At 60.2% G+C, this 15,952-nt stretch carries 10 protein-coding genes; 1 reads left to right on the forward strand and 9 read right to left on the reverse strand.

Annotated elements, in window-relative coordinates; genetic code table 11:
• Positions 1-155 precede the first annotated feature (155 nt).
• The gene (locus tag HU719_RS23225) at positions 156-662 is read left to right on the forward strand and encodes a hypothetical protein (RefSeq protein ID WP_186520519.1); all 507 of its coding nucleotides are present in this window, start codon (positions 156-158) and stop codon (positions 660-662) included.
• On the opposite strand, the gene HU719_RS23230 is transcribed toward HU719_RS23225, so the two are convergent.
• The 9 genes from HU719_RS23230 to HU719_RS23265 form a co-directional block, all read right to left on the reverse strand.
• Positions 543-1,385 carry an IS3 family transposase gene (locus tag HU719_RS23230; RefSeq protein WP_225917411.1) on the reverse strand — a complete coding sequence of 281 codons (843 nt, stop codon included), beginning with the start codon at positions 1,383-1,385 and terminating at the stop codon, positions 543-545. The genes HU719_RS23225 and HU719_RS23230 overlap by 120 nt on opposite strands.
• Entirely contained in the window at positions 1,382-1,690 is a 309-nt protein-coding gene (locus HU719_RS23675) for a transposase (protein WP_225917406.1), read from the reverse strand. Before HU719_RS23675 ends, HU719_RS23230 begins: the two co-directional genes overlap by 4 nt.
• Before the next feature lie 351 nt (positions 1,691-2,041).
• Positions 2,042-8,935, reverse strand: coding sequence for a Tc toxin subunit A-related protein (locus tag HU719_RS23235; RefSeq protein ID WP_186536243.1), 6,894 nt, complete (start codon positions 8,933-8,935; stop codon positions 2,042-2,044).
• A 235-nt stretch (positions 8,936-9,170) separates the two neighbouring features.
• Positions 9,171-10,577, reverse strand: coding sequence for a D-serine/D-alanine/glycine transporter (cycA, locus tag HU719_RS23240; protein WP_186520521.1), 1,407 nt, complete (start codon positions 10,575-10,577; stop codon positions 9,171-9,173).
• Positions 10,578-10,804: 227 nt separating this feature from the next.
• The gene (locus HU719_RS23245) at positions 10,805-12,169 is read right to left on the reverse strand and encodes a PepSY-associated TM helix domain-containing protein (protein WP_186536244.1); all 1,365 of its coding nucleotides are present in this window, start codon (positions 12,167-12,169) and stop codon (positions 10,805-10,807) included.
• A 54-nt stretch (positions 12,170-12,223) separates the two neighbouring features.
• The gene (locus HU719_RS23250; RefSeq protein WP_186536245.1) at positions 12,224-14,290 is read right to left on the reverse strand and encodes a TonB-dependent copper receptor; all 2,067 of its coding nucleotides are present in this window, start codon (positions 14,288-14,290) and stop codon (positions 12,224-12,226) included.
• A 68-nt stretch (positions 14,291-14,358) separates the two neighbouring features.
• Positions 14,359-14,790, reverse strand: coding sequence for a DUF2946 domain-containing protein (locus tag HU719_RS23255; protein ID WP_186536246.1), 432 nt, complete (start codon positions 14,788-14,790; stop codon positions 14,359-14,361).
• Positions 14,791-14,810: 20 nt separating this feature from the next.
• Positions 14,811-15,293: a copper chaperone PCu(A)C gene (locus HU719_RS23260; protein WP_186536248.1), complete on the reverse strand. Its 483-nt coding sequence runs from the start codon at positions 15,291-15,293 to the stop codon at positions 14,811-14,813.
• A gap of 46 nt (positions 15,294-15,339) precedes the next feature.
• A complete protein-coding gene (locus HU719_RS23265; RefSeq protein ID WP_186520526.1) occupies positions 15,340-15,729 on the reverse strand; it encodes a DUF2946 domain-containing protein in 390 nt (129 codons plus the stop codon).
• Positions 15,730-15,952: the final 223 nt, after the last annotated feature.

Raw genomic sequence — 15,952 nt, forward strand, 5'->3', positions numbered from 1 at the left:
GTGCGCCTGCCCCATCTTCGCGCTCATTGATGTGAGCTGCGCGAAGATGGGGCGGGCGCTTGCACGCTATGGGTACCTGATAGTTTTGCCAGTAGCGCTGCGGCGGAGCCCTTCCTATCGTCGACAGTGTTCATCCCTGTGTGGAGACACTCGTCATGTTCCGTCATCGCCTTGTGCAACTCTGTTCATTGCTGCTCGTCGTCTGCCCGCTGATATCCACGGCCCATGCGCAGGATCCCAAGGCAGGAGCAAGCCCGTTGAGCGTGGTGCAGCAAGAGTTGGGTACCTACCAATATGTATCCGGCCATTCAGAAGAAAATGCCCAGGGTTACACGATCGAGAGTGGCAATCTGATCGAGCCGGCCAAGGGGCTGGTGGAGGGCTCGGTGGTGATGGTCAGCGACAAGGACGGGGCGATAACGGCAATCATCGACCGGCCTGGGCGGCGTGGCACCTTGTACATCAACAAGGAGGGTACGAGGCATTTTCTGGAGGAGCCGCCCTTGAACTGGTCAAGTTTTTCCGGACACCGATTACGGTGTTTAGGCCGCCTGCAGCTCCTTGGCTATTGGCGACAGATAATCGTTGTAGCTGTGGAGCCTGATTCGGTTGTAGCGCATGAAGAAGTTAGTCATGTCGCTTCTAGCTTCTTCGATCTCTGAATAGCCCTTGGCAGGCACCCATTCTGACTTGAGCGTGCCGAACAATCGTTCCGTTGGCGCATTGTCCCAACACTGGCCTCTGCGGCTCATGCTTTGAGTTATGCCATGTTTAAGCAGCTCGGACTGGAAGCGCTGACTGGTGTATTGGCAGCCTTGATCCGAATGAAACATCAAACCCGCAGGTGCGCCCCGAACGCCGACCGCCATAGTCAGCGCGTTGCTAACCAGGTTGGCATCATTGATCAGAGAAAATGCCCAGCCAACAACTCGGCGGGCAAACAGATCAATGACCACCGCCAAGTGATACCAGCGTTTCCCGACCATCAGGCTGGTAACATCGTCGCACCACACCTGATTGACGGCTGTAGGTTGGAAGTTGCGCTCAAGGAGATTCTTCGCCACAAATGCCTCGACGCCCCTGGAGCGATATTGGTGGCGGCGACGCTGCCTGCTAGCCACATTCGCCTCGGCCATCAGCCTTCCCACAAGATACCTTCCAACCTTGAGTTGCTGCGCTTTCAAACACTGAGAGATCATTCTTGCACCGGCACTTTCTCTACTTTCAGTATGCAGTTGTACAACCTTCTCCCTCAGCGCATCACGCTCGGTATTAGGTTTGGAGCGGCGATGGACCCAGTCGTAAAACGCGCTACGGGAAACGCCAAAAGCACTGCAAAGCTGATTAGTCGGATAAAAGCCTGACTCTCTCAGTTCCTCGATCAGGAAAAACGATAGGGATCCGACATCAAGAGAGCGGTAGCCTTTTTTAAGATTTCGGCCTCGGTCTCCAGGCGCTTTACCTTGGCGCGTAACTGCTGAAGTTCTCGCTGCTCATCGCTGATTGCTTTGGTACCTGCAACTGGCTGCCCTTTCTGGCGCTCTTTTCTCACCTGGTCCACCCAACGACGCAAGGCGGTACGGCCGACCTCCATCGATGCACAGACGTCAGGAATCGAGCAGTTGTCATCAAGAACCATGCTTGCAGCACGTTGCTTGAACTCACGGGTATAGGTCTTTCTCTCTGGCATGGAACCTCCTGAATGGGCGAATCATATCGCCCTTAAGAGGTGTCCGGGATCATTAGGCCAGTTCACTCAGGTACGACAGCAGGATCAGCGTTCAGACGAACATGAACAATATGTGCTCTCTGCGATGTGATTGTTGTGGTGATGGCTGAGTCGGAGATTGCAAGGGCTGTGCCGAGGGGCGGGAGGGGCGTGGTAGAGGGGGTTGTGCGAGGTATTAGGGCGCTGTGGTGGGCCGACCAGCGGCCCTCGCAGGTTTCGTCATCGTCTGCCGTGATCATTGTCCAAGTCCACCTTGGCTTGGTAAGTCAACGGAGGGGGCTGCATCGGGATGTTGTCCTGAATCTTTTGTGTCTACTCAGACCTGCGCAGTTTGCTGGCATGTGCCCTGAAATCGTCATCGCCTGCCTTGGCCGTATAGACCATGTTCAACTTGATGTCGGCAATCACCGTAGGGTCGGCAAGCAGTTTCTCGCTGCCTAAAATTTCCAGGGTCCATTGTGAAATGGCACCCGTGCCCTCGAAGGGCAGATAACGGCCGTCGTGGAACATCAGTTCGTAGACCCAGGTGCCTGGGTCATAACCCAACCCATCCTCGGCCACCGTCGATGAAAGTGCGATCTGTTGGTTCACGCTCGGATTGCGCATGACGCGCATGTGATCCTTGCCGGCATCATCGACTTCCTTCTGGTCGATTTCGGATACGCCGATCTTGGCTGGATACAGCGAGCGGGCTGCATCCTTGTCGGCCTCGAGCAAGATGGTACTGCCCGTCTGGGTCAGGGTGGCGCAGAGTTCGTCGAGGCTTGCGTTGGTATTGAGCACAAGGGTCACCGACACGTACTTGAGCTGGCGCAGGTAGTGGCCTGGGTAATTTTTGTCAAAGTCACTGGCCGAGAACGCGAAACTATATACAAGCGATGCAGGGGGCGGGTTCTGCTTTTTGAACACGTTGGCCCATGCGGGCTCGCCCGCATGGGCCTTCAGGCTGAACGATTTCTTGATGGTCAGACGTCGCTCGTTTTTGAGCAGGTATTCATTTTCCATATGCTGCAGGTTCACCAGCAGGGATTCGCCTACCAGCATGCCTTTGTAATTGTTCCGCCAGGCCGTGGTATTGATGAAACTGGTGCGTCGATAGTCGCCGATCTCGTAGCGCCACGCAGCTTCTACCACCAGGCACAAGGAGCGGACGGCATCGTACGCTGCACCGTAGAGATGCTCCTGGCGCGCCACCAGCCAGTTGTAGACCGGGATGATGCAAAAGCCGGTGGTCATGGTCACATAGGCTTCCTTCAGGTTGACCCGATCCTGTTCGCACTGGGCCAGGGCAATGGTGCTGGCCTTGAGCTCGATATTGGTTTCGTCGAGTTGTTGGTCAAGGATCTTGATATCCCACTCAACCTGGCTCTTGTCGAATGCCCACTCGGCTGCCCGGCGGTTGTAGCCGGCTTGGGTCTGGAGTTCATCAGCGATCATGCTCGCTGCATCCGCTGTGGCATATAGCGCCTGGGCAGCTCTGGCCATTGGTGCCGACACATTGTTGCCGCCAATGGCCATCCCATAGATCGTGGGCACGGCGGCTTCCGTCAAACCTGATGCCAGTTCGAACGGTATGCTCATCAGCAAGGCACTGTTTGCCGACCAGGTAAGCCCTGTGGCGGCCTCCTCTTCTGGCGAGCGACCGACATCGATGAGATGACTAAGATAATCGTTCTGTGCGGCGGCTTTGTTTCGGCTGAGCAGCAATGCTTTCTTCCTGGCCTGGATTGCGCTGATGGCCTCTTTCTGCATACGAATGGTAAAGTCGACCATTTTGATGTCCTGCTCCTTGAGCTGCGCCCCAAGGGTGGTGTTGGACTCATCCTCCATCAGTTTCATGTAGTGCCGCCCAAAGTCGGACAACTGCTGGGCCGCAGCTTTGGCGCTGGGTAACAATTGGCGGAAACGATAGTGGGGAACTGGTTGTTTACGGTCTTGATAAGTGATGGGCAGGTTGCTTACGCCGCCCTGCGAACTGTCAAACGCCTCCTGGCCCTCGCTGCTCCAGTCCAGTGGCGGTAGTGTCTTGCCATCCAGCGTGAGCCCATGGCGTAGGTTGTGTAGCCTGTTCTGGAGTGTCTTGCTCAGCTCCAGTACCCGACGGTTGAGCGGCGTGCGGAATGCATTGGAGTCGAGTGAGGCTAAGGTGGTCGCTGTCCAGCGCGATGCGTTGTGGCCCTCGGGTAACGGGCCGAGCAGCTTGAGTGCCTGCTGGTAGCACAGCCAGGCTTGGTTGAGCGTGCTCAGCGTAAGTTGGCGGTAGTAGTGGTCGCCTTGCGCAAGCCAGTTCTCGAGGAAGCCGAGATAGATCGCTTGCTGATAATGCCGGGCTAGTACGAAGACATGGCTTATGGGGTCTACCCCCTGGTGAAGCGTCGAACTCAGGGTGCCCACCTGCGACAGGGGGCGCGTGCACCACGGTGCAGGGCGCCCCGCTTCGTCGGACGCGATTCGGTAGGGGTTAAACAAGTAACGCAGGTACCAGTCTTGCGCCTCTTCGAATTGTTGCTGCTCAGTAAGACGCATGGCAACCATTGCGGGTAGATGAAGGAACAGCTCGCGAAAGTAAAGGGCGTTGGCGCCATGAAAGTCTAGTTCAACTGTGGATGCCGGGGCATCCAACCCGGGTTCTTGAAGTGTCTGCGTATCCCAGGCTAGTACTCGCTGCACGCCTTGGCTGGCGCGTGCGACCAGACGCTTGCCGAACAGGGTATTGAGACGCAGTTTTTCTGTATTGAGAATAGGCGCGAGGCTTTTTGCTTTTGTCAGATCCAGATATTGCGCTTGAGCCGTGTTGCTGGCGATGGATACAGCCCAGAGTTCATCGGTTTTAAGCGCTTTGACCGTAACGCTATAGTCGAGGGAAACCCGCGAGTCAGCTTTGCCCATGGTGAGTTTAAGGATGTATCCAGTGTCCCGTTCAATGTCTAACTCGAATATTTGTGCTTGATTGTGTCCTTGGTCTTGCAGTCTGTAATCGGCGGATTTCAGTGGTGCTTCAGGGGCGTTGGCGAGATAGATGGCGAGCTGTGCATAATTGGAATATCCGGATTTGTCTTTGGCGCTACGGTTCACTGTTACAGCTAGTATGTTGTCAGCGTCAGAGGCAACCCTTGCTTTCACATCCACTAATATGTCTGTGTTCTGAAGCGGGGGGGATGGTTCGCAGCTCACGCTGAAGGGCGCACCGGTATAGGGGTGTTGAAGAGTGGACCTGTTTTTATAGCGTTTTAGTAAATGCTTGATGGTTGACGCCGAGTAGAGGGAGTGAATTGGCTTTTCTTCTATAAGCAGCAGGTCGCGTGCTTCGATGTAGAAGTCAACGCCCTTTTTCAACTCGGTTGTCTCTGGCTTGCTAGTGTCGTACAGCAGCGTGACTAGCCAAGGGTCACCTCGAAGAGCGGCTGCATTGTCGACCACTACAATCAGGCCGGGTTTGAAGTCCATGTTTTTCGCAAAGTTATCAGGGTTCCACTTGCCTTCCCTGTCGAAGCCATCAAGACGCATCAGCTCATTGCTTGTACTCCACGCACCATCACTTTTCTGGAATGCGTAGCGCACGGAAAACTTGCGTTTCTGCTTCAGGGTTTTGGTGGCATCTTCTCCGTCCGGCAAGTCAGTGCTGCTACGTTCCACCCAGAAGACATAGCGACGCCCGGCAATGACCACCGGGCGTATGGCGTCGTAGTTGTCGGTGCTTTTGGAGAGTTCGTCGGTTGCAGCCAGCCCGACTTTCTGCCATTCGCTCCAGGCCAAGGGGCTCAACCGCTCCTTATTGTCGCGCATCCCCATGTCGAGAGTTCGCCAGTAATACTCGTAGGGCGTGGTATTGGTCTTGGCGATCAAGTGATAGGTGTCGCGCTTGGGGTCATGACCATCCAGATAACCGCTGACCACCTGCAGGTTGCTGACTCGCTCGAACTTGGTCAGATAGTTGAAAATGGCCGTTTGCAACAAAGCGGTGTCCATCCTGCCTTGGTTGAGCTCGGCCTCCAGCTCTTGAAATGCCACGCTCTTGTTGGGCCGGTTGGCGTAGTAGATGAGGTTGGCCGGGTGGTTGCGTTGGTCCCTGTCGCGCTTCCATGTAGCGTATAGCCCAAGTTTGCTCTGCCACTGCACTAGGCTGGCAGCTGAAGGTGTGGTTTCGTCGTACCCGGGCTCCAACTTTGCGTACAGTTGTGAAAGGTAATACTGCAGGCTGCTGATGGCCTGGTTGAGCAGCGTAGTGCTGACAGCGCTGCTGACACGGATATCGCACAAGCAATAGCTCGACAGGTCGTCCAGCGAGGTGAAGGTGGCCTCGGTGGTGGCTGTGCCAGTGGGCCAGTATGCGATGAGGTAACCAGCAAGCGCATCGCGCCAGTGTTCGCGGGTCTGCTTGTCGACGCATTCACGAAGCCCGTCATCGGCACCCGCCAGTAGCAATTGGCTGATGCTTTCGTACTCAAGGTAGGGCGCTGTTTCGTCTAGTTCGGTAAGGCCCAGTAGTGACGAGCATGCCAAGCCGGTTCTGCTGCTGAGTGTTTTCAGGCGAAGGATGAAGTCGATGTCGCTGATCGTGCAGGGCACGCAAGGGATACCGACTTCGCGCTTGACCGTATGAGGGCGTTCAGCCAGCGCTTCGAGGGTAAGTGGAGAAAACCGATAAGTAGGGAATTTTCTAGCTCGTGCTTTCCATTTTTCCGGAAAGTAAGCTCTTTTATATTGGTCCTGGGTTAGCAGGAGAGGCCCGGGGTATTTGATGGTGAAGTCTGCCAGTTTATCGATAAAGTCTTGAGTGCCTTCGTTGGCGTAACGGTAGGCGCCTGCCGGACGAACGACGAACAAAGCAAACAGATAGGAGAGGTCATATTCATTGTACTTACTGAGCCCTGCTTCGGACAATGTTTCCAGGAAGTCGTTAAATGTCGGCCTGTTATCCTCGACCCATTGTTTGGTCGGAACGCAGGGGCAGGCATCCCTGACTTCGCTTTCGTCCCAGTCAATCAACACCGCTAATGCTTTGGCCGCCTCTGCCACTTTAGTTTCTGCCGTGCTGGCGCGATGCCTGGATAGAAAGTCGATGGCATCAGGTTCATCTGCGCCTGCTATCTTGCACCGCTCAACCCATTCGCCGAAGCGACTGAGCTGATAACAAAGGTCCAGGTTCACATCGTCTAAGGAGCCCTTCTCCAAGTCGAACCACTCAGGATGGTCACAGAGTGCATGTATTGCACCCGGGCTCAAGCGTAACAGTATGCTCAATGCGCAGCGGCGCTCGAGCTTGAACCACAATTGGGTCGCTGTGCGCTTTGCTTCAGGCGTGCTGTTCACATCGGTAATTGCGCGGGCTGCCTCCAGAACGTTCTTTGCCCAGGTATCGGCCCAACGCAGGAGCGGCAGGGCATGTTGTGTGGTAAGCCCAGAACTCTTGGGTTGGGAGCCAAACACACTTACCAGCAATTGAGCAGCCAGTTCCTGCTGCCGGTTAGCCGTGCTCCTGGGCGAAAGCACTTCTTCGATGGCGTGAGACTGCTCTTTGAGGGTGTTCAGCAACTTGCTGTGCAGAGCCACTTCCGCGGACGGGACAGGTGCTAAGGCCTCCAACAATGCACTCGGTGCGATGCGCTGCTCGCGCAGCCATTGATCGAGGTTGCTCAAGGCGACCAAGGTATCCAGCATATCCGTGGCTGCCTGATCGTCGATAACTGGGGTTCCGGCCAGCTGGGCCATCACGTCGCAACCCGTGGTGGCCAGCAATGCCGCCAAAGCGCTGGCTTCCTGGGGGGAGCGTTTGAACAGCCGATGCAGGCGGCTTTGGCGGTATAGAGAGGACAGCAGCGGCAGTGATACAGAAAGTTCACTTGCCCCAAGCGCTTGCTTGGCTCGTGCCAGATAAGCCAGGGTTGTCTGTTCGTCTGCGCCCACTGCCTTGGCAAACGCGGGTAGCACTTTGAATTGGCCGTCGGCACCATCGGCTGGATCGAGCGTTCGGCCGTCGAGTATCAACGTGTCGAGCGTGTCGGGCCGGCCTGCCCCCGGGCCATCCAGCACCCGGTCTAGCATGGCGACCTGATCGCCAACGCCATATGGGCAGATCTCGCACACCAGGGCGCTGAACTGTTCGGCGCTGATGCCATAGGTTTCGTTCAGGTAGCGATACACCCCAAAGGCGCGCAGGGCGGCAGGCGTCAGATGCCAGTCCTTGAACAACTTGACTTGTCCTATGGCACCCAGGATCGACATCAGCAAATGATCCACAACGCTGAAAGGCAACCCGAGTTCCCTTTGCAGGTGGATCATCTGGTACATGCGTGACAAACAGTCGTAATCGATCATGTCGAACTGCGCCTTGATGCCGGCCCCTGTGTTCGCATCTTTGATCGCCAGGCGTGTCTTTCTCCGCGCATTGATGTAGGCCGCACCGTTGTGGAACCTGCTGATGGTCGGGGCGTTTGCGGGGCGATAGGCGCGGGCATCGTGCACGAGGGTGTTGGCGGACTTCGCGTTGTCATCGACCCCAGCCACGGTAAGCATCTCCAGCACCTGCTCTAAGCTAAGGCCGGTTCGCTGGCAGAAGGTTTCGACGTCCAGTAGTGCGGCTTTCGCGGCTTCGGCGTCGAGATCGTCCATGCCATACCATTTGCGCCACTGATCGCCAGTAAGACGCAGTGCTTTTTCCTCCAGCAGCAGTGCCTGTAGCGCCGGGCCGAAGCCGCTGGCGTTGCGCATGGTCTGGCGCAGCTCATCGGTTCGCAGGTTCTGGTAACAGAAACCGGGGTAGCTGTACGTTGCCTTCTGCAGCAATTCGAAGTGCGGGATCTTCCTGTGCCTGAGCAGTGCCTTGATCTGTTCGTGGGCATAGTTATACGGCAGGTTGGCATGCTGACCGGCGTTCGCCAGCACCTCGGGCAAATAGGCCGTGGCGCCTGCGCGAGCCTGGGCATTGCGTGCGAGGCTGCGGATGGCCAGGGCCAATGCGCTGGCCGGTTGCTCCAGCTGCGCGGGGTCGAGCAGCAGTTCGCCGATGTCCGGCCGGCGTTGCGCCAGTAACTGGCGGGCGCTGGAGGTGCTGGTTTGCTCCAGCTCCAGGGCCTGCTGGTACAACGCATGCAGGTAGGCGATGGGCCCGGTGTTCGACTCAGGTGCATCGGGGTCACAGGGGTTGGCCAACTGTTCTGGGAACAGTTTGGCGTAGGTGTGGGCTTTGGCGGATTGTTTGCTCATACGGATGTGCTCCCAGGTGAATGCAGATCGTCATTGCGATACGACACTGTTGGGAGTATTGGGAGAGCAGCGCGAGGGTGACAACTGGCAAAAGTATCAGGTCGATGCCTGAGCGGAATCTGAAAGGCTGAGGTGGTGAGGGGCGACGCGTGTATGAATATCTCGCGCGACCCTCCTGGCGCGATACCCGCCTGCAAGAGCGTAGTGAGGGGCCGCACAGCGGCCCTACTTGAATTTAGCCATTACGCACTGCGGTACGCGCATGATGCTTGCTGCGTACAAACTGGTAGGTCACCGCCAGCAGCACAAACCAGATCGGCGTCACCACCAGCGCCGAGCGGGTGTCGGCTTCCAGGCTCAGCAGCACCAGAATGCCGGCGAAGAACGCCAGGCACACGTAGCACATGAAGCGCCCGCCGGGCATCTTGTAGTTCGAGGCTTGATGCAGCGACGCGCGGTTTTTGCGGTAGCTCAGGTACGACAGCAGGATCAGCGTCCAGACGAACATGAACAGCACCGCCGACACCGTGGTCACCAGGGTGAAGGCTTCGACCACATCAGGCACCAGGTAGATCAGCACCGCGCCCAGCAGCAGGCAGGTGCAGGAGAAGTACAGGCCGTTGGCCGGCACCGAGCGGCGCGAGAGTTTCTCGAACGCTTTGGGGGCATCGCCTTCCTGGGCCAGGCCGAACAGCATGCGGCTGGTGGAGAACACGCCGCTGTTGGCCGAGGACGCCGCCGAGGTGAGCACCACGAAGTTGATGATGCTGGCCGCTGCCGGCAGGCCGGCCAGCACGAACAGCTCGACGAACGGGCTCTTGCCCGGCACCACGTCGCGCCACGGCGTTACCGCCATGATTGCCAGCAAGGCCAGCACATAGAACACGATGATGCGGATCGGGATCGAGTTGATCGCCCGGGGCAGGGTGCGCTCCGGGTCCTTGGCTTCAGCGGCGGTGGTGCCCACCAGCTCGATGCCGACAAAGGCGAACACCGCAATCTGGAAGCCGGCGAAGAAGCCCATCATGCCGTGCGGGAACATGCCGTCGTCGTTCCACAGGTTGGCCACGCTCGCGGTGGCGCCGCCCGGCGACTGGAAGCCGGTGATGACCATGTACAGGCCGGTAACCACCAGGCCCAGAATGGCGACGATCTTGATCAGCGCGAACCAGAACTCCAGTTCGCCGAACATCTTCACCGTCACTAGGTTCAGCGACAGCAGCACCGCCACGCAGGTGAGCGCGGGTATCCACTGCGGCATGTCGGGGAACCAGAACTGCGAGTAGGCGGCGATTGCCACCACATCGGCGATACCGGTCACCACCCAGCAGAACCAGTAGGTCCAGCCGGTGAAATAGCCAGCCCAGGGGCCGAGCAGGTCGGCGGAGAAGTCGATGAACGACTTGTAGTTGAGGTTCGACAGCAGCAGTTCGCCCATGGCGCGCATGACGAAGAACAGCATGAAGCCGATGATCATGTAGACGAAGATGATCGACGGGCCGGCCAGGCTGATGGTCTTGCCCGAGCCCATGAACAGGCCGGTACCGATGGCGCCGCCGATGGCGATGAGCTGGATATGGCGGTTGGTCAGGTTGCGTTGCAGGTGCTGGTCGCCAGCCTGCGGTGAAGAGGGTTGGGTCATTGGCTGCATTCCATTGAGTGTCAGTCTTCTTGTACGAGCTAGCCGATAAGGCTAACACGCCCGTTCCAGATAGGGGCGTGACAGATCGACACTGGTTTTGGGGTGTAGGAGCGGCCTTGTGTCGCGAAGGGCTGCGAAGCGGCCCCGGGATCTGAGCATCATGCACAATCGCTGGGGCCGCTGCGCGCCCCATCGCGGCACAAGGCCGCTCCTACAAGGGGAAGTGCTCAGGCGTTGGCAATCGCCCGGCGCCGCACAACCAGGCTGTCGGCCACCCACATCACCAGCATCGACACCCCCACCAGCGGGAACAGCACACCCAGCACCAGCATCACCGCAACGGCAGTCTTCCAGCGCGGCAGGTCATGGCGCAGCGGCGGTACGCCCAAACCGCCCTGGGGCCTACGTTTCCACCACATCACCAGCCCGCTCACCGAACCCAGCAGGATCATCAGGCACACCAGCAGGATGATGACCTGGTTCAGCGGGCCGAACAGCTTGCCCTCGTGCAGCATCACGCCAAGCTCGGTGGCCCGTGCCACCGGGCTGTAATGCTGCCAGCGCACATCGGCCAGCACCTTGCCGGTGTATTGGTCGACATGCAGGGTGGCATCGTTGCGCGGGTCGTCGGCGAACACGGCAATGGTGAACACCCCATCGGCACTGGTCGGCAGGATGATGCTATAGCCGGGCTCGACCTGGCCACGGGTTGCCACATCCTCGACCTGCTGCAGGCTCACCTGAGGCGCTGCCGGGCCTTGGTCCATCACATGGTGGCCAGCGTGCTCGGCATGGGCGCCGGAGGCCGGCATCGGGGTGTTTTCCACCGCCCACGGCACGGTCTGGCGGTGGGCGTTGTTGAGGTCGCGCGCCGCTTTGTCAGACTTGGGCACGGCATTCCACATGGCCGCCGGAAAGCGGTTCCACAAATCGGCGTACTGCTTGCCCCACAGGCCAGTCCAGGTCATGCCGCTGAGCAGCATCAACAGCAACAGCGCCGAGCCCCAGAACCCGGTAACGGCGTGCAGGTCGCGCCACAGCACGCGCCCGCGGGCGCTGAAACGTGGCCACAGCACACCTGCGCGGCTTCGCCCGCGCGGCCACCACAGGTACAGCCCCGACACCACCAGCACGATGCCCCAGCCTGCGGCCAGCTCCACCAGCCGGTCGCCGACGGTACCGACCATCAGCTCGCCGTGCAGGGCGCGGGCGATGGCTTGCAGGTTCTGCTTGCCGTCCTGCTCGCCCAGCAACTGTGCGCTGTAGGGGTCGATGAAGACGTTGAGCTCGCGGCCTGCGTCATGCACCACGAACTGCGCGCTGCGCTCGGCGTTGACCGGTGGCAGGTACTGGCCGATATGCGCCTGTGGATAGGTTTCCTGCACCCTGGCCATCAGGGTGTCGGCGCTTTGCCGGTGCTCGCCGGCGTCGACCACCATCAGCTCGCGGTACAGCAGCGGGTCGAGCTGCGGCTTGAACAGGTAGATGATCCCGGTGAGCGCCAGCAGGATCATGAACGGTGCAACGAACAGCCCCGCGTAGAAGTGCCAGCGCCAGGCCAGGTTGTAGAACGATACCGCTGGTTTGCTCATGGAGCCTCCCGTGTTGCCAGCAGGGCGCGGTCAGGCCCGCGCCCCTTATTGTTGTCAGAAGCTGATGTCGACTTTGGTCCAGAAGGTCCGGCCAGGTTCGTTGACCGCGCGCGGGTCATCCGCCGGGTAACCGAACCCGGCGTTGCCGGCAAGGTTCAGGTGCTCGGCGTAGGCTTTGTCGAACAGGTTGTCGACGCCGGCGCTGAGCTTGAGGTTGCGGTTGACCTTGTACGCGCCGTTCAGCGAGAACACGCCGAAACCACCGCTCTTCTGGTAGTCCTTGCCGACCACGTTGCCCTGGTTTTCAGCGATGCGGTTTTGCGCCGAGACCAGCCGCCACAGGCTGCCGACGCTCCAGTCGTCGCGGCTGTAGGTCAGGCCCAGGCGGCTTTCCAGCGGTGGCATCTGCGGCAGCGCCTTGCCGTCGCTGCTGTTCTTGCCCCAGGCGTAGGCCAGGGTAGCATCGGCCTTCCAGTGCTCGGTGAGCTTGTAGCCTGCGCCCAGTTCGCCGCCCATGATACGCGCGTCGACGTTTTGTGCCTGGGTGCTGCTCATGCCCATCATGCCGGTGCGATAGTCGAACAGGATGTAATCGCGGATCTGCCCGACATACCCCGAGGCCCAGGCGTCCAGCCGTTCACCCTGGTACTGGATACCGAAGTCCAGCTGGGTAGTTTTCTCCGGCTTGATGCTGTCGAAGGCATTGGCCGAGCCTGCCGGGCCTTGGTCGGGGGAGAACAGCTCCCAGTAGTCAGGGAAGCGCTGGGCGTGGCCGAGGCCGATGTAGGTGGTGGCCGAAAGCGCCGCCAGATCATGCTCGTAGCGCACGAAGCCGCTGGGCAGGGTGTCGGCGCGGGTGTTGCCTGAGGTGGCGCTGTCGCTACGGAAGTCCTTGGCCGAGGCGCGGTCCAGACGGGCCCCGGTGATCAGCCGGTCAGCGCCGGTGGCGTACCAGGTGAGCTCGCTGAAGGCGCCGTAATTGTGGAAGTCGGCGTCCTTCTCCCAGGCTTTGTCCTTGTAGGTGTCGACGCCCATGGCGCTGCGTGCGCGGTGCTCGTTGGTCTGTGCGTCCATGCCGCTGATCAGCTGCACGTCGGCCCAGCGCCAGGTGGCCTTGATGCGTGCGCCCAGGGTGCGGCGGTCGACGGCCGCGGCCATGGGCCCGGCCATCATGCCGGTGCCCGAGGGCGTACGCAGGCTGTAGTTGTCCATCACATGGTCGGCGTAGTTGTAGTAGACCTGCGCCTCGACCTTGTCGAGCACCTCGCCGAGGTTGGACTTTTCAAAGCGCAGGCCAAGGCTTTCGCGCTTGAACTGCGCACCATCCATGCCGCGCCCGGCATAGCGCGACTCGCCATCGCCCTTGCCTGCGGTCAGCTCCAGCAGGGTGTCGGCGTCTGGCGTCCAGCCAAGGCTGACGTCGCCGTTCCACTTGTCCCAGCGTGACGGCACGGTGTCGCCGTTGCCATCTTCGTAGTCGTCCGAGCGTGACTGGTTGCCGACGAAGCGCACATAACCCAGGCGGTTGCCGGCGGCAGCGTCGAGCACCTTGTCGAAACGGCCGTTGGAGCCGGCCATCAGGCTGGCATTGACCCGGCTGCCGAGGGCGCCGAACTGCTCCGGCTCACGCTCGAACAGTACCGTGCCGGCCGAGCCGCCGGGGCCCCAGATCACGCTTTGCGGGCCTTTGATCACGGTGAGGCGGTCGTAGGTTTCCGGCGAGATGTACGAGGTCGGCGCGTCCATGCGGTTGGGGCAGGCGCCGAGCATCAGGCCGCCGTTGGTGAGGATGTTCAGGCGCGAGCCGAACATGCCGCGCAGCACCGGGTCGCCGTTGGTGCCGCCGGCGCGGATCGCCGAAAAGCCGGGGATGGTCTTGAGGTAGTCGGCGCCGTCGCTGGCGGGCACCGGCTGGCGTGGGTCCTTGGGGTTGGTGACCACGGTCAGCGGCGAGCTGGGGGCGATGGCGGTGATGACCGTCGGGCTTAGCTCGGGGGCGTCGTGCTGGTGGCCCTCATGGCCGGTTTCGACGGCCAGGGCCAGGGGCGCGAGCAATGTGCCGCACAGCACGGCGATGCTGCCGCGCAGCGAAAGAGTGGGTGCAAAAGTACAGCTGGACATAGTGATTCCAGTCGATCAGGCAGATAAAAGCGCGAAGCCTTCGTGGCTACGTGCGTTTTGAGGTGTTGTCAGGCGCTGGTCGAATGGGGTGGGGCGCGGCTGCGCGCGCCGGGGAAGATAGCCTGCCGGGCGTGGCCCTGGCGCGTCGCGGCTAACAGTGGGGTATGGGCGGGGGCGCTGCTCAGGCTCAGCGGGCTCAGGGTTTGCGGCAGGGTGGGGCAGTTGAACAGCAGGCTGCAGTAACCGCACTTTTCCCACATCACATGCAGCTGGCCATCGTTGCCGTGGCCCTGGTGATGGGCCTCGCCGTGGCCGTGCTGCATCGGCATGTCCATCGGCATGGACATGGACATGCCGGCGTGGTGCTCCATCGGCATCGACTGGGAAACCAGCGGGCCGATGAAGATCATCCACATGGCGAACAGGCTCAGCCAGCCGCCACCGACGCGCCTGCGGTCAGGGCGGGTGCTGCGGGCGGAGCTGTTGCGCGGCAGGCTCACGATGAGCGCCAGGGCTTGGGTCAGTGCGCGTGCTGGGTGCCGGGTTGCTCAGCGGGCGGTTGCTGCTGCACGGCGACCTGCACGGTGATGTCACCGGCTTTCTCGAAGTGCAGGGTCAGCGGGAAGCGCTTGCCGTCGGTCAGCAGGCCGCGGTCCTTGGGCTGCATGATCATCACGTGGTAGGCGCTGGGGGCGAAGGTGACATCCTTGCCTGCGGGCACAACGACCGAAGGCACCTGTTGCATCTTCATGGCGCCTGCGGCGGTCATGCTGTGCTCGTGCAGTTGCGCGTCGTTGCTGATCGGGGTGTCTACCGACAGCAGGCGATCATCGCTTTTGCCGTTGTTGTGCACCACGAAGTAGGCCGCGACATTGGGCGCATTGGGCGGTAGTGCCAGTGACCAGGGGTGGGCAATGTGCAGGTCGCCGACGCTGTATTCATGGGCATTGGCGAACGCGCCGGGCAGCATGAGAGCGGCCAGGACAAGGGCTTGCTTGAGCATGTGGATTCTCCGATCGGTTGAGGTTCAGGCAGAACGCGTGAAGGTCTCAGGCCAGCGGAGAGGCACGGGGGTTGAGCGCAGGCCAGAGCTGGCGCGGCGTCGGTTGGTAGTCGGCAAGTGCCGGGGCGTGGCCTGTGGCCGGCAGCGGCGGGGTGTGCAATTGCGCAGCATGGCCCGGCAGGGCCAGCAAAGGCGCCGCGCCCGAGCAGCACCAGCAGTTCATCATGCTGGCGCTGTCGTCGCTTTGCGAGCCGAGGTCGATCTTGGCCAGGGCCTGCACATCGACCTTGCTCTTGTTCGCCATGCTCGAACAGAAAGCCCCCCACAGCAGCTGCTCGGCCGGGCCTTTGGGCGCGGCCGCAGACAGCGGCATGGCCAGCAGGTTGAACAGCACTGCGAAGCAGGCTATCCAGGCGATGTGCCAACGTGGGGGCATGGAGAGATCCGGTCAGGAATCGTGGCGGCTATTGTACGGCGGAGTATAGGTAAAAACCCCGGGGTGCGGTGAAGTGCCGCAGTTAAGCCCTCGCGCGCACAACCTCCTTTCAAACGCAACGCTTTGGCCAGGGTTGTAAGCACGCCTGCACCGGCCTCATCGCAGGCTGGCGCCAGCTCTCATAGAACAAACGCTAACTAACTGATTTTAATGGAAACGTGGG

The sequence above is a fragment of the Pseudomonas farsensis genome, assembly GCF_014268805.2.
Lineage (GTDB): Bacteria > Pseudomonadota > Gammaproteobacteria > Pseudomonadales > Pseudomonadaceae > Aquipseudomonas > Aquipseudomonas farsensis.

Coding starts and splice junctions, on each gene's coding strand:
- HU719_RS23265 (WP_186520526.1), bottom strand. CDS start 15,729: ATGCCCCCACGTTGGCACATCGCCTGGATAGCCTGCTTCGCAGTGCTG.
- HU719_RS23235 (WP_186536243.1), bottom strand. CDS start 8,935: ATGAGCAAACAATCCGCCAAAGCCCACACCTACGCCAAACTGTTCCCA.
- HU719_RS23225 (WP_186520519.1), top strand. CDS start 156: ATGTTCCGTCATCGCCTTGTGCAACTCTGTTCATTGCTGCTCGTCGTC.
- HU719_RS23260 (WP_186536248.1), bottom strand. CDS start 15,293: ATGCTCAAGCAAGCCCTTGTCCTGGCCGCTCTCATGCTGCCCGGCGCG.
- HU719_RS23675 (WP_225917406.1), bottom strand. CDS start 1,690: ATGCCAGAGAGAAAGACCTATACCCGTGAGTTCAAGCAACGTGCTGCA.
- cycA (WP_186520521.1), bottom strand. CDS start 10,577: ATGACCCAACCCTCTTCACCGCAGGCTGGCGACCAGCACCTGCAACGC.
- HU719_RS23250 (WP_186536245.1), bottom strand. CDS start 14,290: ATGTCCAGCTGTACTTTTGCACCCACTCTTTCGCTGCGCGGCAGCATC.
- HU719_RS23245 (WP_186536244.1), bottom strand. CDS start 12,169: ATGAGCAAACCAGCGGTATCGTTCTACAACCTGGCCTGGCGCTGGCAC.